The following is a 19,720-nucleotide window of genomic DNA, read 5'->3' as shown; positions in this document are numbered from 1 at the left end:
AGGACAAATATAGCGAAAGGCGAGCGCAGAGGCAAACGAAAAACACAGTTTTTAAAGTTTGCCTCTGCCAAGCCCATCCTATAAATATAAATAAAATTCAGGAGAAGAGCTCTGTGATTGACAAATACTCGATAATTTGTTGGAAAGAGAATGCCTTTATGGAAAGCCAAATAACGGAGATAATCTGCAAATTCCCTTTTTTAAGGAAATCTTATAATACAAAAGAGAATAAAAAAAGAAAACTTTCTCCGGTAAAAAGGAAATAAAATCCCTTTATTACCCCTCTTTTTTCGTTATAAGAAAGAAAAACTTATAAAATATAATTACAGAATGAAACTATATAGCATAAATTCTTTACTTTTGTGCATTCACTATAAGAATCAGGAATTTCAAGGCATTTATGTATAAAAAAATATTTTTGAGTCTGGTACTGCTCATTTTGTCGATTACCGGAGTGTCGGCACAGATAAACACCGATAGAGTGATGAATATCGGACGCAATGCTCTCTATTTTGAAGATTATATACTATCGATACAGTACTTCAATCAAGTAATCAAAGTGAAGCCCTATCTGGCCGACCCCTATTTTTATAGAGCCGTTGCCAAACTCAGCCTCGAAGACTATAAAGGAGCCGAAGAAGACTGTGACAAATGTATAGAACGCAATCCCTTTATCATAGGAGCCTATCAGGTAAGAGGCATAGCCCGCCAAAACCTGGGAAACTATCAAGGTGCCATCGATGACTATAACGAAGGCTTGAAATATGCCCCCGAAGACCGTACTTTCTTGGGAAATAAGGCGATTGCAGAAGTCCAGTTAAAGAAGTATGACGATGCCGAAGCCAGCTTTGCCGAGCTGATAAAGAAGCATCCCTCATATTACAACGCCTATTTGAGCCGTTCCCAGTTCTGGCTGGAAAAAAAGGACACACTGAAGGCATTGGCCGATATGGATAAGGCGATAGAGCTCGACAAGCACCTCTCGTATGCCTATGCACAGAGGGCGATTATAAAATTCCAGTACGGAAAAGACTATCAGAGCGCACTGGACGATATGAATCAGGCACTGAAACTCGACCCCAATATGACATCCTACTATCTCAATCGCGGTATCATACGTTACTATATGGACGACTTGAGAGGAACAATGGACGATTACGACCGCGTAATAGAACTCGACGCCAATAACCTGATGGCACATTACAACCGCGGATTGCTGAGGATGCAAGTCGGAGAGCGTAACAAAGCGATAGAAGATTTCTCGTTCGTATTGAAGTACGAGCCCGACAACTTCTTTGCCATATATAACAGAGCCATACTCTATGACCAGTTGGGAAATTACAGGGCAGCCATCAGAGATTACGATAAAGTGCTTGCTCACTATCCCGATTTCTCAAGCGGATATTTTGCCCGTTCCGAAGCCAAACGCAAAATAAACGACACCGCAGGAGGTGAAAAAGACTATAAAAAAGCCATTGCCCTGTATGAGCAGCAGAAGAAAACCGGGGTAGGGTTGGGCAAACATAGCGGTGGAGATGACGAAGAAGATACCCAAACGGCCGAAGACAATGACAAGACCCGAAAAGAATCGGACAAGAACATAAACAAATTCGACCGGCTCTTGGTGGCTGACAATACCGATATCAAAAGCAAGTACAAAGACGAAATACGAGGTCGCGTACAAGATAAAAACATAAAGATAGAAATAGAACCCTCCTTTGTCTTCTCTTATTATGAAAAAGAAGACAAGGTACGCTCCAATGTCCGTTATTCCAAAGAACTTGACGAGCTCAACCGTACCGGTATTTTACCAATGAAGCTGTTGATAACCAACTCGGAAGTATCCCTGACAACCGACCAAATCGAAAAACACTTCAATTCGTTGAACGACTATTCCAAACTGATAGAAATAAACCCTCAAAATCCGGTTCCCTATTTCTGTCGCGCCCTCGACTATATGCTTGTACAGGATTTTGCCAGCTCTATCGAAGACCTGAACCGTGTGGTTATGTTGAGTGATAACTTTATGTTCGCCTATTTCAACCGGGCAGCAGTACGGTTTAAGCAAATCGAATATAACATGTCGAGCGAAGCAGCGACGCAGTCCGACCTCTCCATAACCTCGCCTGCCTCCGGATTTTCAGCCCCGAAGCCCTTGCCCGGTATGGAAATGGGGACTTCTATGGCACCCGGAAAACAAAGCAAAGCCCTTTCTATGGAATACGAAATGGTGCTGCGCGACTACGATAAGGTTATCGAGATGTCGCCCACATTCGTATATGCCTACTTTAACCGGGCCAATGTACGCTGTGCACAAAAAGACTTCCGGGCTGCATTGACCGATTACAACGAAGCCATACGCCTCAAACCCGATTTTGCCGATGCCTATTTCAACCGCGGATTAGTTTACGTCTTCTTGGGTGAAACCCAAAAAGGAATAGACGATTTGAGCAAAGCCGGAGAGCTGGGAATTGTGTCCTCCTATAACATTATAAAACGCCTGAGCGATTGAGACCCGGTCTGAATTTACCTCAAGGCAGCGACTTGGAAAATTTCTTTAGAAATTATAAATGTTACTTAACTCATTTTTTTAGAAAATGAGATAGTTATAATGGAATATTCTCCTCTTGAGAGGGGAGGTTGAGATTTTTTTTCTTCTTGGTAATGAAATGTTTAATAATATTTCCCCTCTCGAGAGGGGATTAAGGGGTGTGTTACGATGAGTCGCGTGGCTTGAGATGAAATATTGTAAGATGCAGATTATAGAAGACGAGCTTAGTACATCGAGGAGGTATCAGTCAATCATTAGAGGGAGTTTTTGATTTTAGGAATCTGTGTTTGGGCGTCACACACCCCCGCCCCTCTCTAGAGGGGAGATTTAGATGCTATTTTTATTTGATAATTAGTAGTTTAGTGTATTGGAATTCCCCTCTCGAGAGGGGACCAAGGGGTGTGTTACGATGAGTCGCGCGGCTTGAGATGAAATATTGCGAGGTGCAGATTATAGAAGACGAGCTTAGTACATCAAGGAGGTATCAGTCAATCATTAGTGAGAGTTTCCATAATTATCTGCGAATTAAATGATATATTGAAATTCTGATAATAGGGAGTAATAAAGCCAAAAGATACTACAAAAAAAATATCTATGCCTTTAGTTCATATAGGGTTCATTTTGCTTCATAATTTAAAAGACTATTCAAATACTTTTCATCTATAATCCCTACACGATATTTAGTGCCAGCCTTTAGATGTTTTTCTACAAATTTATTAGTTTCCTCAATATCTTTCATTTTTCTTTGAAACAACTCTTCTGATATGTTTATATCCTTACCACAAGTTAAATTGCAAAAAATACGTCCTTTATCGTCTTGAGTACAATGTTTATAAAAACGATAAGTAGCAGCAACCATTTGATTTTCCAAATTCTTTTGTTCTTCTGTCGAAACAGAAGAATGTGATGTCTGATTTGCATATACATCTGGAATTATTTCAATAAAGTCATTATCATTCACATATTCTTTGATAGTCTTAACCTTTACTTTTTGAACTATACTATCATTTGGGGGAGATACAATACTTATTTCTGTAGCACTTTTAGTTTCACTGATATGCCTGTTCTTATTTGTATTCTCAATAATCTGTTTGTATAGTTGGGGTAATTTTTTGTCAAATGGAGATGTTATTACGAAAGCACCACTCTCAATCTTGGCGTTTACTTGAGGTGTAGTTATTATAGAATCATTGAAAACAAATGCAATTTGTTTACCGATAGCTTTTTCTGTTTCAGAAGCCCATTTCTTGATTTTATGTTGGCTTATTTGTCCGAAAATAACATATTGCCCTAAATTACTTGTATCTAACCTTAAAGTAGCAAAATCATTGACAGCCAAAATAGGCTCTATTGATAGGCTATCTTTGTCTATTACATGATACCAACCGTTTTCTCTATGTACATGTTGGGATATTGCAATCATAGAAAAGCACAGAGGGAAGGATAGCAGAATAAATAGGACTTTATTTTTCATAAGTTATAGTTCTGTATTGATTTTTATTTCCCCTATTATCTTGAGTAATCATCAAAAAAAGCCTTTATCGTTTTCATATATCAAAGGTATTTTCTGTCTCTATTGTACTCTCCGTTACCAATATAGACCCGTTTTTAACACCCTCTGTTATGGGCCTGTCAAAATATTGAAGGGTAATAACGTAACCTTTCAGCGTGTCATCTTCGTTGTAAGTTTGCGTGGCTTTTACTCTACCGTTACTAAATATGAAAATCTTATCTGACAACCTCATGCAATAGGGGCGCAGACGTGGTTTCAAGACAGGCAAGGTGCATACCCTGTCGCTCATTTTTCTTCCCGGACGGAAGAAACATTCAAATTCGCTCTCGTTTTCCGACAAGAATCGAATGGAATATATCGTTCAGCTTCCGGCTGCCTTTACCAATCTCAATTTAGCTTTACTCGTATTCTCTATTTCTTTTCAGTACAAAGGTACAATTAATATTTCATTTATAAGTAAAATAAGATGTCTTCTTATGCTAATATAACAGCGAAATAAAGATTTCCAACAGAGGGAAAGAAAAAACAACCACCCTCTGTAACCGAAAAAAGCAGACCGGAAAAAGGAGCAAAAAGTTCCGTTGTATAATCTTTTTTATTAGAAAATTTAGACAAGCTTTAAAATAATTACTACATTTGTAGCCTTGTAAAAGGAAAACTATAATATTTTTAACAGCAACGGGAAACAATCCCCTTATTTGATTTGTTTCTTTGTTGCTAAACAAGGAAATTATATAAGGAGACTAAAGTTATGATTAAAATAACCTTTCCCGACCAGTCGGTAAAAGAATTTGCAGCCGGAACCACTCCGATGCAGATAGCCGAAAGTATCAGTCCTCGTTTAGCTCAGGAAGTATTGGCTGCTACTGTCGATGGAAACGAATGGGATCTGTCGCGTCCTATCGAAAAAGACGCGGCGATAAAGCTGTTTAAATGGGACGATGCCGAAGGAAAACATGCCTTTTGGCATTCATCGGCGCACCTCTTGGCAGAAGCCTTGCAGGAACTCTATCCCGGAATAAAGTTTGGTATCGGTCCGGCAATAGAAAACGGATTTTATTATGACGTAGATCCCGGTGAAACACCTATTAAAGAAGGCGATTTCGCTGCCATAGAAGCCAAGATGATGGAGCTGGCTGCCAAAAAAGAAGAAATAGTACGGAAAGAAATATCCAAAGCCGATGCCTTGAAGATGTTCGGAGACCGTAAAGAAGAATATAAAGTAGAGCTTATCAGTGAACTTGAAGACGGCACCATAACCACCTATACACAAGGCAGCTTTACCGACCTTTGTCGTGGACCGCACTTGCCCAACACCTCTGCTATCAAAGCCGTAAAGATAACCTCTCTGGCCGGAGCCTATTGGAGAGGCGATGAGAAGCGTCATCAGTTGACACGTGTATACGGTATTACCTTCCCCAAGAAAAAAATGCTTGACGAATATCTGGCATTGTTGGAAGAAGCCAAGAAAAGAGACCATCGTAAAATAGGAAAAGAAATGGAGCTGTTTATGTTCTCCGAAACTGTAGGCAAAGGTTTGCCTATGTGGTTGCCTAAGGGGACGGCTCTCCGTTTGCGTCTCGAAGATTTCTTGAAAAAAATACAGCGCCGTTTTGGATACCAGCAAGTAATGACTCCGCATATCGGAAACAAACTGCTGTATGTCACTTCAGGACACTATGCCAAATATGGAAAAGACTCTTTCCAGCCCATACATACACCGGAAGAAGACGAAGAGTATTTGCTCAAACCCATGAATTGTCCCCATCACTGCGAGATATACAAGTGGCAACCCCGGTCATATAAAGACCTGCCTTTGAGATTTGCAGAGTTCGGTACGGTGTATCGTTACGAGCAAAGCGGTGAGTTGCACGGTCTCACACGTGTGCGTAGTTTTACGCAGGACGATGCGCATATCTTCTGTCGTCCCGACCAGGTAAAAGACGAGTTTTTGAAAGTAATGGATATCATATTCATTATTTTCAAAGCACTGGACTTTAAAAATTTTGAAGCGCAAATATCTTTGCGTGACCCCAATAATAAAGAGAAGTATATCGGTTCGGATGAGAACTGGGAAAAAGCAGAACAGGCGATTGTAGAAGCTTGTAAAGAAAAAGGCCTGAATGCCCGAGTAGAATTGGGAGAGGCAGCTTTCTACGGACCTAAACTCGACTTCATGGTGAAAGATGCTATCGGACGCCGTTGGCAGTTGGGTACGATACAAGTAGACTATAACTTGCCAGAGCGGTTTGAACTCGAATATACGGGTAGCGACAACCAGAAACATCGCCCGGTGATGATACACCGTGCCCCCTTTGGTTCTATGGAACGCTTCGTTGCCGTATTGATAGAACATACTGCTGGAAAATTTCCTTTGTGGCTCACACCCGAGCAGGTGGTAATCATGCCTATCAGCGAAAAATACAACGATTATGCCGAGAAAGTTGCACAAGAACTTGAGATGAGAGACATTCGTACGACAATCGACAACCGGAACGAGAAAATCGGACGTAAAATTCGTGATAATGAGCTCAAGAGAATCCCTTATTTGCTGATTGTCGGTGAAAAGGAAGCAGAAAATAATGAAGTTTCGGTAAGAAAACAGGGCGAAGGTGATAAAGGTTCGATGAAAATTACTACCTTTGCCGAGATTTTGACCGAAGAGGTAGAAAAAATGATAAACCAATGGTAATTTGAATGGAGAAAAAAAACACATTTAGTGGAAACGATGTAAAAAAGAATGCACCCGTAAAAAAAGGAGAAGGGGTGAAAGACATGTATCGTATCAATGAACGGATTAGAGCAAAAGAAGTCCGTTTGGTCGGTGAAAACGTAGAGCAGGGAATATATTCGATTCAGGAAGCTATACGTATTGCTGACGAACAAGGATTAGACCTTGTTGAAATTTCACCAAATGCGGCACCTCCAGTTTGCCGGATTACCGATTATCAGAAATTTCTGTACCAACAAAAGAAAAGATTAAAAGAACAGAAAGCGAAATCGACTAAAGTTGTAGTAAAGGAAATCCGTTTCGGACCTCAGACCGATGACCATGATTACAACTTTAAACTGAAACACGCCAAAGGCTTCCTCGAAGAAGGAGCGAAGGTGAAAGCCTATGTCTTCTTTAAAGGTCGTTCGATACTGTTCAAGGAACAAGGAGAAGTACTGTTGCTTAGGTTTGCAAATGATCTTGAAGATTATGGTAAAGTAGAGCAATTGCCTGTACTCGAGGGAAAACGCATGATTATCATGCTGTCACCCAAAAAGAAATGANGCCAAAACTGAAAACTAATTCCGGTGCCAAAAAGAGGTTCGCCCTTACCGGATCAGGAAAAATTAAAAGAAAACACGCTTTTAAAAGTCACATTCTGACTAAAAAAACGAAAAAGCAAAAACGTAATCTTACGCATTTCACAGTTGTATCGTCTGCTGACGTGAAAAATGTAAAAGAACTTTTGTGCATAAGATAAAATTTATTGCCGAAAATAAACAAAGCGAGTTTTAAAGATTTATTAACCGAATGACTTTAGCTTAAAGATTACCGCTGAGACGGTAACGCTAACATTCAAAACAAAAAGAACTATGCCAAGATCAGTAAATCATGTTGCTTCAAGAGCACGTAGAAAGAAAATTTTAAAATTAACCAGAGGTTATTTCGGTGCAAGAAAAAATGTTTGGACCGTAGCCAAAAATACATGGGAAAAAGGTCTTACCTATGCTTATCGTGACCGTAAGGCTAAAAAACGTAATTTCAGAGCTTTGTGGATACAGCGTATCAATGCTGCCGCTCGTCTCGAAGGAATGTCTTATTCCAAATTGATGGGGGCTCTTCATAAAGCAGGTATCGAAATCAATCGTAAAGTTCTCGCCGATTTGGCTATGAACAATCCTGAAGCTTTCCAAGCTATTGTAAAAAAGGTAAAGTAATAAGAACCTTACAATTAGCGAGATATATGAAAATGGGCTTTTTATCCGATAAAAAGCCCATTTTTTTTCTTGAAAAAACTTGACATTTATTCTTTATTTCTGTATATTTGTAATACGAAAGAAGGAAAAAAGCAAAGAGTCGCATCGCAGTTGATTGGGAAACTCATCAATTGATATGAAATGCCGAGACAAGCTTTCTTCTCCAATGGCGGGCCACGCCTTTAGGTATGCTTTTAGCACGGTGGATTACAAAGGAGGGGGGCACTCAAATCCTGTTATTCGGAGTTTCATCACATCCTTCGGTGCGACTTTTTTTTAAGATATAAAAAAGCCGGTAAGTAATAAACTTATCGGCTTTTTGTTTGTTATAAACGTGGGTACAAGTAAAGCCCGTTTTGGATATGCTGTAAGAGGCTGTCTGGATTTTACACGGGTCGGCTTTGGGAATTTCTTTTGAGACTGTTTTCCGGTTTTTGCGAGGATATCAGGCTATTAGACAAGTGAAGACAGCTAAACAGACCGAAAGAAAAAAGGAAAGAAGACTTGAATTAATTATTTTTATGGGAAAATTTGGACAGACTTTAAGACCGATGTCGAGTTATATAATATTGAAACAGGCTTTTTGATATAGAAAATAAAAAAAATTGTAGTATGAAAAAATTGATTTATTTCTTTGCTTTGCTGGGTATCGTCAGTATGGCATCTTGTTCAGGCAAATCTAATAATGCCTCTACGACAGAAGTAGTAATGGTGACAGATTCCTTAGTTCCCGATACGGCGACAATAGCCGTATACGAAGGTATACTACCGGGAGCCGATGTCGCAGGAATACAATATGTATTGGAATTGGGGCAGACCGCCAATGGAGACAGTGTCTACCAGTTGTCTATGACATACCTGGGAGCCAATAAAGGTAAAGATACCACCTTTATACAAGAAGGGCAATGGGGTATTATAAAAAATGGGAAGATAAGCCCTAAATCCTCTTCCATATTCCAGCTGAATGATTCCGCAGGCGTCGTGTTCAATTTCCTCGATATGAATGATAGCATCATTATGTTAGGCCAAGATATGAAATTGCCACAGTCCAAACTGAATTATTCATTAAAGAAAAAATAAACCGTAAACTATCATATAAAAATAAAGTACCCTATTATACAAGAGAAGGTTGTCTCCCGACAACCTTTTTTCTTGTTCTTAATTAACCTAAACCTTAATTCCATGAAAATCTTGATTCAAATATAGAAATATGTTTTATTTCATGCTATTTTTATCTTAACAAATTGCATTTCATTTAACATGATTTGTTAAATCAGGATTTTGATTAACAATTTTATCCTTTAAAATTAACATTTTGCATACTTGTTAGCTTATTTGTTAAAATAAACAGCAAGCTGAGTGTAGAGATAAATTGGGTTTATCCTTGCCGAGGTGTAGCGTTTATAGTAGATTAGAAATTTAAAATACATTTTTTTTAATGGACAATCGGTTGATTCTCTGCAAAACCGAGAAAAAAGTAACTATGTGACAAAATTATAACTTATTGATATTTCGATTTTTAACATATATATTTGCATAGTAAACAAAACGAAGTGAAACATAGCGATTCCCTTTAAACGATAAGGTCGCTGAAAAAATTACGAAAATGAAACAAATTGAAAAAATTGCAGCTGCAAAAAATTTTAGCGCAGTAAATGTAGGTAAATTGGACGAACTGGGTGATTATCTGTTGGAGTTGGGACCCGATGTGAAAATTCCGGGAAAAGTATTCGGTGGTGTAGCCGTGGGGGCAACAGGAGGTGAATTTTCATTTCAGATATTCCGTCCGGGAACAGAAACCGGATTTTTGCACACACATAAAAAACATGAAGAACTTTATTTCTTTCTCAAAGGAAAAGGAGAATTTCAAGTAGACGGACAAATATTTCCGGTATCAGAAGGGAGCATTGTTCGCGTAGCCCCGGACGGCAAGCGTTCCGTACGTAATAATGGAGAAGAACCTCTTATTATGCTCTGTGTACAATATCGAGGAGATACATTTACAGCAGAAGATGCCGCAGACGGAAATATATTGGATACTCCCGTTAAATGGTAAAATAAAGAATAAGAGTCGGTTTGGCTTTTGCTCGGACCGGCTTACAGAATTTCGTTAGAGACTGTTTGCTCCTGATTTTATGAGGATGATAGTGGAGGCTGTTTGATGCGTACAAATGAGAAAACAAACCGAAAGAAAACGTTTCATCGGAAAATTTGAATACGCTCTAAAATAAGCCGTTTTTGGGCGGAAGAGACACGATTTGTATCATATTGCAAATCATGTCTCTTCTTTTGAAAATAAGACAGTTATAATGCAATATTCCCCTCTCGAGAGGGAAGATTAGGATACTACTTTTCTGTTTGAAAATGAGTATTTAATGTATCAGTTTCCCCTCTTGAGAGGGGACCAAGGGGTGTGTTACGGTGAGCAATGTGGCATAAGATGAAATACTGCGAGATGCAGTTAATAGAAGATGTTCGATAAACATATTTTCTAATAGAAAATAAGATAGTTATGATGCAATATTCCCCTCTCAAGAGAGGAGATTAGAATGCTATTTTATTTGATAATGAGAAGTTTATGGTATTCAAATTCCCCTCTTGAGAGGGAATGAAGGGGTGTGTTACGGTGAGCCGCTCGGTATAGGGTGAGATATGAGCAATAAGCTCATTATCAGTTATTCGAAGTTGTTTTTGTTCAGCTGCATTATGGTATAGTAATCAGTTCAAGTTGAGATATTTGGCGCTGTCTTTGGAGCAAGGACTATTGATGTTAATCCCGTCTTGGGGAGGTGACTATGACAAAGCGTCATACACATTACTATAATATCGGAAAATATAGACGATGATTTTACAATACAAATCAAAAATAAACGAATATTTATCAAAAAACATTGATTATTAATCATTATCTTAGCGACAGATGAGTGATGAATATACTTTGAATAGTTTATTTATAGTTAATAACATATTATCTGAAATAAAACCGGAATAAAGTCCTATGGAAACAATTTGTATACAGCATTATGATTCTCCATGCGGAGAGATGATTCTCGGCTCATTTGACGGAAAACTTTGTCTTTGCGATTGGCTGATAGAACGTCGCAGGCAGACTATCGATAAGAAAATGCAGAAGAAGCTGCGAGCTACTTACAGAGAAAGAGAATCAGGAGTGATAGCGGAAGCCATCAGCCAGTTGAACGAATATTTTGCCCGTAAAAGAACTGTATTCGACATACCTTTACTTTTTACCGGAACCGGCTTTCAACAATACGTATGGAGTGAGTTATTGAAGATTCCCTATGGGACTACCATATCCTATGGAAAACTGGCTGTCCGTGTAGGTGACCCGAAAGCTGTGCGGGCTGTAGCCAATGCAAACGGTCAAAATCCCATATCCTTGTTTGTACCTTGCCATCGGGTTATCGGCAGTAACCATACACTTACAGGATATGGAGGCGGTTTGCCGGCTAAGAAATTTTTACTGGAATTGGAATCTCCCGCCGGACTGGCGATATGAAAAGTAAAAAATAGCAGATTCGCACATACCCCGACAAGAAGAAAATTTCGATTTGGTGTAACAGGGTCACCGGTAAGGACTGTACCGTCCGAATATCCCGTAATAGCAAAATTCTAAAAAAAAGACTTTGATTGCAACTTTTTAAATTGTGAGGGAGTACAATTATGTTTTTTATAAAATGCCCGGCGGAATGTCGATATAGAATTGAATCCGGTCTTTTCAGCTATTTCCTCCAAAGTATACCGGCAATTAGAATCTGAGAGGAAAACCTCTGCCTGTTGCAGCCGGTAAGAGTTGATAAAGTCAAAAAAGTTTGTATTCAATTCATTATTAAGATATTCAGATAAGTAAGTCCTGTTGGTTCCCAATAGACTGGCCAGTTCCTTCACAGTCAACTGGGGATTATCCGACAAGAATTCCGGCGTCAGTAGCTTTTGTAACAGAGGAACAAAGGTATAATTCGATTTTAGATTGTCGGTCTCTTCCGGTCGGTTTGCCTCCTCCAGCTCCGATACGATTTCTTGTCTGTCGCTATAATAGCAGATGACAGACCATAAAACAATCGATGTAGTATAATAAGCAAAATCGACCGGGGGAGAAGGAAAAAAGCAGTTATAAATCCAGACGACAAGGCAACATACAAGAAGCCCTAAAGCCTGCTTGAGCCATCTTACGTTTATATAATCCAAATTCGAATAATTATTTTGCAATAAACGATTATATCGTTTTATCTCTCTGACAAAGTAAAAAAAGGCAACAATCCCGTACAATATGGCATACACGGTATTGGCGACAAAAATTCGATAATTCCCGGTAATAATATAGAAGACAGTAAACAATATGTAAGGTAGGAGGTTCGATGCGACAAATTTTCGGGTAAGTGCCAGAGGACGGAGTAGGGCCATCAGATAGAAAGCACAGGCTGCCACAGCCCACATGTCGATAGACATTAATAACGTCTCGGCATATTCGGATCGACGTATAGCCGGCAGCATCAGTAAGATATCTTTCCAGAATAAAATTGCCCAAAACAACAATACATGATATAGAACGAGATTAAATGTCTTATTTTGAGGTTTGCGTCTGAAGTGCAAAGAAGCCAGCATAAACAACATGCACGCCGCTCCGTTGGCAAAATAAGTCAGTTTTTCCATGGTGCATTCATTTACTTGAAAGTTACTCTTTCACAAATATAGACATAAAGTATAGATTGTGCAAAGCCAAACAACCGGACAATATTATCGATACCGTACAGAATGCCGATGACAACAGCCGTCTCTAAGAAGCTGTCTAAATTTCTTTCAAGGTAAGTCTCGGTAACTGGATAGATGTTGCCGATAAGAGACTGGAGCTTCGTTGGGAAGAGCACAGGATGTAAATGATTGAAAAATAGGTATTACTTTATTATTTTTTGAGAATTATTTATGATAAATTGAAATAAAACCCGAATCAATTCTGATATTTTTTTAATTAACCTGCATTTTTTTTGACATATTATTTGGATAATAGAACTAAACCCTATACATTTGCATTGTGATTTTAAAACAATATGTAATGATTAGCCAAACTACAATACATCTCATTAACCTATTAGGTTTATCTCTACTCAGTGTCGTCGTGCGCGAGGAGAAATGAGAAAGGTATGTAGTTGCTTTATGTGGAAACATAAACTAAAAATAAAGTAATAAAGCCTTTCTAACATCAGAGAGGCTTTTTTATTATATAGAAAATGGAAACGAGGATGAAACATCAGTTACGCAGTGCAACCAGCACACAAGGCCGCCGGATGGCAGGAGCAAGAGCTCTTTGGCGCGCCAACGGAATGAAAGAAGAACAACTGGGAAAACCGGTTATCGCTATAGTCAATTCTTTTACACAGTTTGTACCCGGACATGTGCATTTGCACGAAATCGGGCAAAAAGTAAAGGCCGAAATCGAAAAGCTGGGTTGCTTCGCCGCTGAATTCAATACGATAGCCATCGACGATGGTATTGCAATGGGACATGATGGTATGCTCTATTCGCTCCCTTCGCGAGACCTTATAGCCGATAGTGTCGAATATATGGTAAATGCCCATAAAGCCGATGCAATGGTATGTATTAGCAATTGTGACAAAATCACGCCGGGCATGTTGATGGCAGCCATGCGGCTCAATATACCGGCGATTTTTGTATCGGGAGGACCCATGGAAGCCGGACATCTCGATGGCCGGGCCCTTGACCTGATAGATGTGATGATAGAGGCAGGTGATGACTCGGTGAGCGATAAACAGGTAGAAGAGGTAGAACACTCGGCTTGCCCTACATGCGGCTCTTGTTCGGGGATGTTCACCGCCAATTCGATGAACAGCCTCAACGAAGCTCTGGGGCTGGCGTTGCCGGGAAACGGTACGATTGTCGCTACACACCGCAATCGCGAACAATTGTTCGTAAAAGCAGCCAAAATCATAGTCGATAACTGTTACAAATATTATCGTGACGGCGACGACTCCGTATTGCCCCGGAGCATAGCCACGCGTCCCGCGTTTCTCAATGCCATGACTATGGATATAGCGATGGGAGGTTCCACCAATACCGTATTACACCTGTTGGCAATAGCACATGAAGCAGAAGTAGACTTTTCGATGGACGACATAGATATGCTTTCCCGCAAGTCGCCCGTATTGTGCAAGGTAGCCCCTAACTCACACTATCATATTCAGGACGTAAATAGGGCAGGGGGTATTCTCTCTATATTGAGTATATTGAGAAAACAAGGACTATTGGATACTTCGGTAAAGCGTGTCGACGGTATGACATTAGATGAGGCGATAGACCGTTATGCAATAGACGGAGCACAGTTCGGTGAAGAAGCCGAAGCACTTTGGAAGAGTGCTCCGGCCAACAAATTCAACTTGAAAATGGCTTCCCAGAGCAGCACATATAAAGAACTCGATACCGACCGTGTATCCGGGTGTATCCGAGATTTTGACCATGCCTATGTAAAAGACGGAGGTCTGGCTGTGTTGAAGGGAAATATTGCCCAGGACGGATGTGTTGTAAAAACAGCCGGAGTTGATGAAAGCATTTTCCATTTTGTGGGCAAAGCCAAAGTCTTTCAGTCACAAGAAGAAGCCTGCGAAGGAATTTTGGGTGGTAAAGTCCAGAGCGGGGATGTGGTGGTCATCACGCACGAAGGGCCCAAAGGCGGGCCGGGAATGCAGGAGATGTTGTACCCGACATCCTATATCAAATCGCGGCATTTGGGAAAAGAGTGTGCCTTGATTACCGACGGACGTTTCTCTGGGGGAACTTCGGGACTCTCTATTGGGCATGTTTCTCCGGAAGCCGCAGCAGGCGGCAATATCGGATTGGTAAGAGATGGAGACATAATCGATATCAATATACCGGAACGTACGATAAACGTACGAGTCAGTGAGGCCGAACTGGCCGAACGCCGGGCACAAGAAGAAGCCCGCGGACGCGAGGCCTTTACACCACGCAGCCGTAATCGGGAAATATCCAAAGCTCTTCGTGCTTACGCTGCTATGGTAAGTTCGGCCGATAAAGGTGGCGTGAGAATGATTTGATCAATAGAGTATCTTTATACAATTATTTTACTGACGAAACAGTATGGCAAAAGAAAAAATATCAGGTTCAGAAGCATTGATACGCTCACTTCTGGCCGAAAATGTAAAAACTATATACGGTTATCCCGGCGGTGCGATAATGCCGGTATTCGACTGCCTGTACGATTATAAAGACCGGATTCGGCACATTTTGGTACGGCACGAGCAGGGGGCTACCCATGCAGCACAAGGACATGCTCGTGTATCGGGAGAAGTAGGTGTCGTGTTGGTGACCTCCGGTCCGGCAGCGACCAATATTATAACCGGGGTGACAGATGCGATGATAGACAGTACCCCCCTTGTTGTGATTACCGGACAAGTATCGTCGTCCCTGTTGGGAACCGATGCCTTTCAGGAAACCGATGTTGTAGGTATCACACAGCCAGTGACCAAATGGAGTTACCAGATACGACATGCCGACGATATAGCCGGAGCAGTAGCCAGAGCATTTTATATTGCGCGTACCGGACGTCCGGGACCTGTCGTGCTCGACTTGGCCAAAGATGCACAACAAGGAATGACAGAGTTCGAATACAAAGAATGTAATTATATCCGTAGCTATATCCCTTATCCCGAAATAAACGATGAAGAGATAAAAAAAGCTGCCGAGCTCATAAATGCGGCTCAGAAACCCTTTCTGTTATTGGGGCAGGGAGTAGTGTTGAGCCATGCCGAGCAAGAGTTGATGGAGATGGTCGAGAAAGCCGATATTCCGGTAGGCTGCACATTACTGGGATTGTCGGCTATGCCTACTGACCATCCCTTGAATAAAGGGATGCTGGGAATGCATGGTAATGTAGGTCCCAATATCAAAACCAACGAATGCGATGTGTTGATTGCCGTAGGCATGCGGTTCGACGACCGAGTTACCGGTGACTTGAATACCTATGCCAGACAAGCCAAAGTGATTCATTTTGACATAGACGCCTCTGAGTTTGACAAAAATGTCAAGACAGAAGTCTCGGTTCTGGGTGATGCCAAAGCGACCCTGTCGAGCCTGATACCTTTATTGGAGAAGAAAAAACATACAGCATGGATAGAGAGCTTTACCGTATGTGAAGAAAAAGAATATGATAAAGTAATTTCTAAAGAACTCTTTCCGGCAGATGGTCCGATACAGATGGGTGAAGTGGTAAGGAAAGTTTCCGAAGCCACCGCCAATAAGGCCATATTAGTAACCGATGTCGGGCAGAACCAGATGTTCGGAGCCCGGTATTTCAAGTTTACCCAGACACGAAGCATTGTTACCTCCGGCGGATTAGGGACGATGGGCTTCGGCCTTCCTGCTGCTATCGGAGCGAAAATCGGAGCACCGGAACGTACCGTTTGCCTTTTTGTCGGTGATGGAGGATTGCAGATGACCATAGAAGAATTGGGCGTTATCATGCAGTACGGAGTCGATGTAAAAATAATACTGTTGAACAATAACTTTTTGGGTATGGTGCGGCAGTGGCAACAACTGTTTTTCCACGAACGCTATTCCGAAACCCCTATGCTCAATCCCGATTTCGTGGCCTTGGCAGCATCCTACGGGATAAAAGGCCGTGATGTCGAACGTCGCGAGCAGCTCGACGATGCCATTGCAGAAATGTTGTCCCATAAAGGAGCCTATCTGCTCAATGTTGCAGTAGAAGAAAAAGGAATGGTCTTCCCGATGACTCCGGCTGGTTCATGCGTCACCAATATTATGTTGAATGTAAACGAAAAATACTGAGAAACATCATGGATAAGACACTATATACCGTAACCGTTTACTCCGAAAACCAAGTCGGGTTGCTCAACCAGATTTCGATTATCTTTACCCGGCGACGGTTAAATATCGAAAGTCTCTCCGTATCGGCGTCAGCCATCGAAGGAGTACATAAATTTACCATAACCACTTGGAGCGATTTGGATACGATGATCAAAGTCGTAAAGCAGATAGAAAAAAAGATTGATGTACTCAAAGCATTCTATTATACAGACGACGAAATCGTATATCAGGAAGTAGCCCTTTATAAAGTAGCTACCGATAAATTACTCGACGATAGCAGTATCGAAGAACTGGTACGCCGGCATAATGCCCGTATACTGGAAGTGAACCGTACCTATACCGTAATAGAAAAGTCCGGACATCCTGAAGAGACCCAGCAGCTTTTCGAAGAACTCAGTAAGTATGGCGTTATGCAATTTGTCCGTTCCGGACGTGTGGCCATAACAAAATCGACAGTAGAACACGTCAGCATCTTTTTGGAAGAACAAGAAGGCCGACGCAATAATGGAGAGAGTAGGTAAAATGGAACTTCAGAAAGTAGCATCGTACACATACGCTGTAGAGCCGGCAGAAGTCAATGCACAAGGCGAGCTTCCTCTGACGGTTTTGGCACAGCGGATACTGGAGACGGCAACATTCCATGCCGAATCGTGGGCCGTAGGATATAGTACCCTGATACAAAACAACCAGGCATGGGTACTGGCGCGGTTGGCAATAGAGATGCAGGCGTATCCGCGGATAGGAGATACCTATGTTATTTCTACTTGGATAGAAGGATACAATAAGCATTTCTCGGCACGTAATTTTGAGTTTGCCGGAAAAGACGGGCGCATTTATGGATATGCCCGTTCTATATGGTCAGTGATAGACATGCAAACCCGCACATCAGCCGACTTGACCACGTTCGAATATCTGGCAGAACGCATATCGGACAAGGAGTGCCCTATCGAGCGGCAGTCGAAGCTGAAACCCGTACAGGGAGAACCATTGCTTGCCTATCCCGTACAATACAGCGATATCGACCTCAATCGGCATGTAAACAGTGTGAAATATATAGAACACATGCTCGACAGCTTCACTTTGCAGCAATATGATGAAAAATATATAAAGCGTTTTGAGATAAACTATATCAGTGAAGCTCGATATGGTATGGACTTTAAAATATATCGCAACGAGTTAGATGCGGATATTTTTGCAATTGACATCAAAAATAATGAAGATGAGGCTGTTTGCAGGGGTAAAGTTACCTTTATTCCCCGGCGATAAGCGAAGATAGTATAAGTATAAACCTTTTATAAATTAAAAAGAAAAATGGCAATTATGAATTTTGGCGGTGTTGACGAAAATGTAGTTACCCGTGAAGAGTTTCCTTTGGAAAAAGCGAGAGAAGTATTGAAAAATGAGACCATTGCTGTAATCGGTTATGGAGTACAAGGACCCGGACAGAGCCTTAATTTGCGCGATAACGGATTCAATGTAATTGTCGGACAGCGTAAAAACTCCAAAACCTGGGACAAAGCCGTGGCCGACGGGTGGGTACCCGGTGAAACACTCTTCGAGATAGAAGAAGCTTGCGAAAGAGGTACAATTATACAATACCTGCTTTCCGATGCAGCCCAAATCGAAGTTTGGCCTACCGTAAAAAAACACCTTACAGCCGGCAAGACACTCTATTTCTCACATGGTTTCGCCATTACATATAAAGAACGTACAGGAATCATTCCTCCTGCCGATGTGGATGTAATCCTTGTAGCACCCAAAGGGTCAGGTACGAGCCTGCGTCGCATGTTCCTTCAGGGACGGGGATTGAATTCCAGTTACGCTGTATTCCAAGATGCTTCTGGTAAGGCAAAAGAAAAAGTGATAGCTTTGGGTATAGGCGTAGGTTCGGGTTATCTGTTCGAGACGACCTTTAAACGCGAAGTTTATTCAGACCTTACCGGTGAACGCGGTACCCTGATGGGAGCTATTCAAGGCTTGTTTGCCGCACAGTACGACGTATTACGTGCCAACGGACATTCACCTTCGGAAGCATTCAATGAAACCATCGAAGAGCTTACACAATCATTGATGCCCCTTGTAGCGGAAAACGGAATGGATTGGATGTATGCCAACTGTTCTACCACTGCACAACGGGGAGCCTTGGACTGGTGGAAGAAATTCAGGGATGCCACAAAACCCGTGTTCGAAGAATTGTACAGCGAAGTAGCCAAAGGAAACGAAGCACAACGCTCTATCGATACCAACAGTAAGCCCGACTATCGCAAAGGCCTCGAAGCCGAGTTGAAAGAATTGCGCGATAGCGAAATGTGGCAAGCCGGAGTTATGGTACGCAAACTTCGTCCCGAAAATAACTGATATGGACACAATAAGAGCCCGTTTAAATTTCACTCGGCTCGATTTTGAGAATTACTTTTATCGAAAAATTTGAACCAGCTCTAAAATAGCCTTCGGGCAAAAAGAGGCACGATTTGTATTACGTAGCAAATCGTGCCTCTTTATTTTTGTATGATAGATTAAATCTCTATTTTATCTTCCCTCTCCGGAAACGAAAAAGTTATATTCCCCCTTTTGGAGCAGGCGAAAGATGAAGTGACAGTTTCCCCTCTCCGGAGGAGAGTCTTTGATTCAGTTTTTCTGTTTGATAACAAGGTATTTATGGCATGAATATTCCCCTCTTGAGAGGGGATCAAGGGGTGTGTTACGGTGAGCAGCGCAGCATAGGATGAAATACTGCGAGATGCAGTTAATAGAAGATGTTCGAAAAACATATTTTCTGTTAGAAAATAAAACAGTTATGATGCAATATT

16 protein-coding genes are annotated in these 19,720 nt (G+C 41.2%); 13 read left to right on the top strand and 3 right to left on the bottom strand.

The features are described from left to right. The first annotated feature begins 400 nt into the window (after window positions 1-400). Window positions 401-2,512: a tetratricopeptide repeat protein gene (locus BN2628_RS04200; protein WP_044230934.1), complete on the top strand. Its 2,112-nt coding sequence runs from the start codon at window positions 401-403 to the stop codon at window positions 2,510-2,512. 655 nt (window positions 2,513-3,167) lie between these two features. Here BN2628_RS04200 and BN2628_RS16995 read toward each other — a convergent pair. Then, window positions 3,168-4,025 (bottom strand): SecDF P1 head subdomain-containing protein, encoded by an 858-nt coding sequence (locus BN2628_RS16995; RefSeq protein WP_154668396.1) that lies wholly within the window; start codon window positions 4,023-4,025, stop codon window positions 3,168-3,170. A 73-nt stretch (window positions 4,026-4,098) separates the two neighbouring features. Continuing rightward, on the bottom strand, window positions 4,099-4,353 hold the full coding sequence (locus BN2628_RS04190) for a hypothetical protein (protein ID WP_154668395.1): 255 nt from the start codon (window positions 4,351-4,353) through the stop codon (window positions 4,099-4,101). Window positions 4,354-4,815: 462 nt separating this feature from the next. Here BN2628_RS04190 and thrS point away from each other — a divergent pair, with 462 nt between their 5' ends. From thrS to BN2628_RS04150, 7 genes are all read left to right on the top strand, one after another. After that, window positions 4,816-6,756, top strand: a complete 1,941-nt coding sequence (gene thrS / locus BN2628_RS04185; protein WP_021929314.1) for a threonine--tRNA ligase — start codon at window positions 4,816-4,818, stop codon at window positions 6,754-6,756. Window positions 6,757-6,839: 83 nt separating this feature from the next. Further along, window positions 6,840-7,340: a translation initiation factor IF-3 gene (gene infC, locus BN2628_RS04180; protein ID WP_246469199.1), complete on the top strand. Its 501-nt coding sequence runs from the start codon at window positions 6,840-6,842 to the stop codon at window positions 7,338-7,340. After that, window positions 7,337-7,537 carry a 50S ribosomal protein L35 gene (gene rpmI / locus BN2628_RS04175; protein ID WP_055096129.1) on the top strand — a complete coding sequence of 67 codons (201 nt, stop codon included), beginning with the start codon at window positions 7,337-7,339 and terminating at the stop codon, window positions 7,535-7,537. The genes infC and rpmI overlap by 4 nt, the downstream gene beginning before the upstream one ends. 112 nt (window positions 7,538-7,649) lie before the next feature. Beyond that, window positions 7,650-7,994, top strand: a complete 345-nt coding sequence (gene rplT, locus BN2628_RS04170; RefSeq protein ID WP_021929317.1) for a 50S ribosomal protein L20 — start codon at window positions 7,650-7,652, stop codon at window positions 7,992-7,994. A 651-nt stretch (window positions 7,995-8,645) separates the two neighbouring features. Next, window positions 8,646-9,113 (top strand): copper resistance protein NlpE, encoded by a 468-nt coding sequence (locus BN2628_RS04160; RefSeq protein ID WP_021930777.1) that lies wholly within the window; start codon window positions 8,646-8,648, stop codon window positions 9,111-9,113. A gap of 526 nt (window positions 9,114-9,639) precedes the next feature. Then, window positions 9,640-10,089, top strand: a complete 450-nt coding sequence (locus tag BN2628_RS04155) for a cupin domain-containing protein (protein WP_055096128.1) — start codon at window positions 9,640-9,642, stop codon at window positions 10,087-10,089. Window positions 10,090-11,031: 942 nt separating this feature from the next. Further along, a complete protein-coding gene (locus tag BN2628_RS04150) occupies window positions 11,032-11,550 on the top strand; it encodes a methylated-DNA--[protein]-cysteine S-methyltransferase (RefSeq protein ID WP_055096126.1) in 519 nt (172 codons plus the stop codon). 113 nt (window positions 11,551-11,663) lie between these two features. On the opposite strand, the gene BN2628_RS04145 is transcribed toward BN2628_RS04150, so the two are convergent. Further along, window positions 11,664-12,704 carry a helix-turn-helix domain-containing protein gene (locus BN2628_RS04145; protein WP_055096124.1) on the bottom strand — a complete coding sequence of 347 codons (1,041 nt, stop codon included), beginning with the start codon at window positions 12,702-12,704 and terminating at the stop codon, window positions 11,664-11,666. Window positions 12,705-13,291: 587 nt separating this feature from the next. Between BN2628_RS04145 and ilvD the strand changes: the two genes are divergently transcribed. From ilvD to ilvC, 5 genes are read left to right on the top strand one after another with little or no spacing between them, the layout of a single operon-like run. Next, on the top strand, window positions 13,292-15,118 hold the full coding sequence (gene ilvD, locus BN2628_RS04140) for a dihydroxy-acid dehydratase (RefSeq protein WP_044230940.1): 1,827 nt from the start codon (window positions 13,292-13,294) through the stop codon (window positions 15,116-15,118). 43 nt (window positions 15,119-15,161) lie between these two features. Further along, complete coding sequence (ilvB, locus tag BN2628_RS04135) at window positions 15,162-16,871, top strand: biosynthetic-type acetolactate synthase large subunit (RefSeq protein WP_021930783.1); 1,710 nt, start codon at window positions 15,162-15,164, stop codon at window positions 16,869-16,871. A 5-nt stretch (window positions 16,872-16,876) separates the two neighbouring features. Beyond that, window positions 16,877-17,431: an acetolactate synthase small subunit gene (ilvN, locus tag BN2628_RS04130; RefSeq protein WP_087880369.1), complete on the top strand. Its 555-nt coding sequence runs from the start codon at window positions 16,877-16,879 to the stop codon at window positions 17,429-17,431. Then, entirely contained in the window at window positions 17,415-18,176 is a 762-nt protein-coding gene (locus tag BN2628_RS04125) for an acyl-[acyl-carrier-protein] thioesterase (protein ID WP_055096123.1), read from the top strand. The genes ilvN and BN2628_RS04125 overlap by 17 nt, the downstream gene beginning before the upstream one ends. A 45-nt stretch (window positions 18,177-18,221) precedes the next feature. Continuing rightward, window positions 18,222-19,268 carry a ketol-acid reductoisomerase gene (gene ilvC, locus BN2628_RS04120; protein WP_055096121.1) on the top strand — a complete coding sequence of 349 codons (1,047 nt, stop codon included), beginning with the start codon at window positions 18,222-18,224 and terminating at the stop codon, window positions 19,266-19,268. The last annotated feature ends 452 nt before the right edge of the window (window positions 19,269-19,720 follow it).

The sequence above is a fragment of the Gabonia massiliensis genome, from assembly GCF_001403595.1.
Classification (GTDB): Bacteria; Bacteroidota; Bacteroidia; order Bacteroidales; family Coprobacteraceae; genus Coprobacter; species Coprobacter secundus.
This window is presented reverse-complemented; position numbering and strand designations above follow the sequence as displayed.

Excerpts from the sequence above, each read along its gene's own strand:
- BN2628_RS04200 (WP_044230934.1), top strand. The coding sequence starts at position 401 with ATGTATAAAAAAATATTTTTGAGTCTGGTACTGCTCATTTTGTCGATT.
- BN2628_RS04125 (WP_055096123.1), top strand. The coding sequence starts at position 17,415 with ATGGAGAGAGTAGGTAAAATGGAACTTCAGAAAGTAGCATCGTACACA.
- ilvC (WP_055096121.1), top strand. The coding sequence starts at position 18,222 with ATGGCAATTATGAATTTTGGCGGTGTTGACGAAAATGTAGTTACCCGT.
- ilvD (WP_044230940.1), top strand. The coding sequence starts at position 13,292 with ATGAAACATCAGTTACGCAGTGCAACCAGCACACAAGGCCGCCGGATG.
- BN2628_RS04155 (WP_055096128.1), top strand. The coding sequence starts at position 9,640 with ATGAAACAAATTGAAAAAATTGCAGCTGCAAAAAATTTTAGCGCAGTA.
- infC (WP_246469199.1), top strand. The coding sequence starts at position 6,840 with ATGTATCGTATCAATGAACGGATTAGAGCAAAAGAAGTCCGTTTGGTC.
- ilvB (WP_021930783.1), top strand. The coding sequence starts at position 15,162 with ATGGCAAAAGAAAAAATATCAGGTTCAGAAGCATTGATACGCTCACTT.
- BN2628_RS04145 (WP_055096124.1), bottom strand. The coding sequence starts at position 12,704 with ATGGAAAAACTGACTTATTTTGCCAACGGAGCGGCGTGCATGTTGTTT.
- BN2628_RS04160 (WP_021930777.1), top strand. The coding sequence starts at position 8,646 with ATGAAAAAATTGATTTATTTCTTTGCTTTGCTGGGTATCGTCAGTATG.
- BN2628_RS04150 (WP_055096126.1), top strand. The coding sequence starts at position 11,032 with ATGGAAACAATTTGTATACAGCATTATGATTCTCCATGCGGAGAGATG.
- BN2628_RS04190 (WP_154668395.1), bottom strand. The coding sequence starts at position 4,353 with ATGAGCGACAGGGTATGCACCTTGCCTGTCTTGAAACCACGTCTGCGC.
- rplT (WP_021929317.1), top strand. The coding sequence starts at position 7,650 with ATGCCAAGATCAGTAAATCATGTTGCTTCAAGAGCACGTAGAAAGAAA.
- thrS (WP_021929314.1), top strand. The coding sequence starts at position 4,816 with ATGATTAAAATAACCTTTCCCGACCAGTCGGTAAAAGAATTTGCAGCC.
- BN2628_RS16995 (WP_154668396.1), bottom strand. The coding sequence starts at position 4,025 with ATGAAAAATAAAGTCCTATTTATTCTGCTATCCTTCCCTCTGTGCTTT.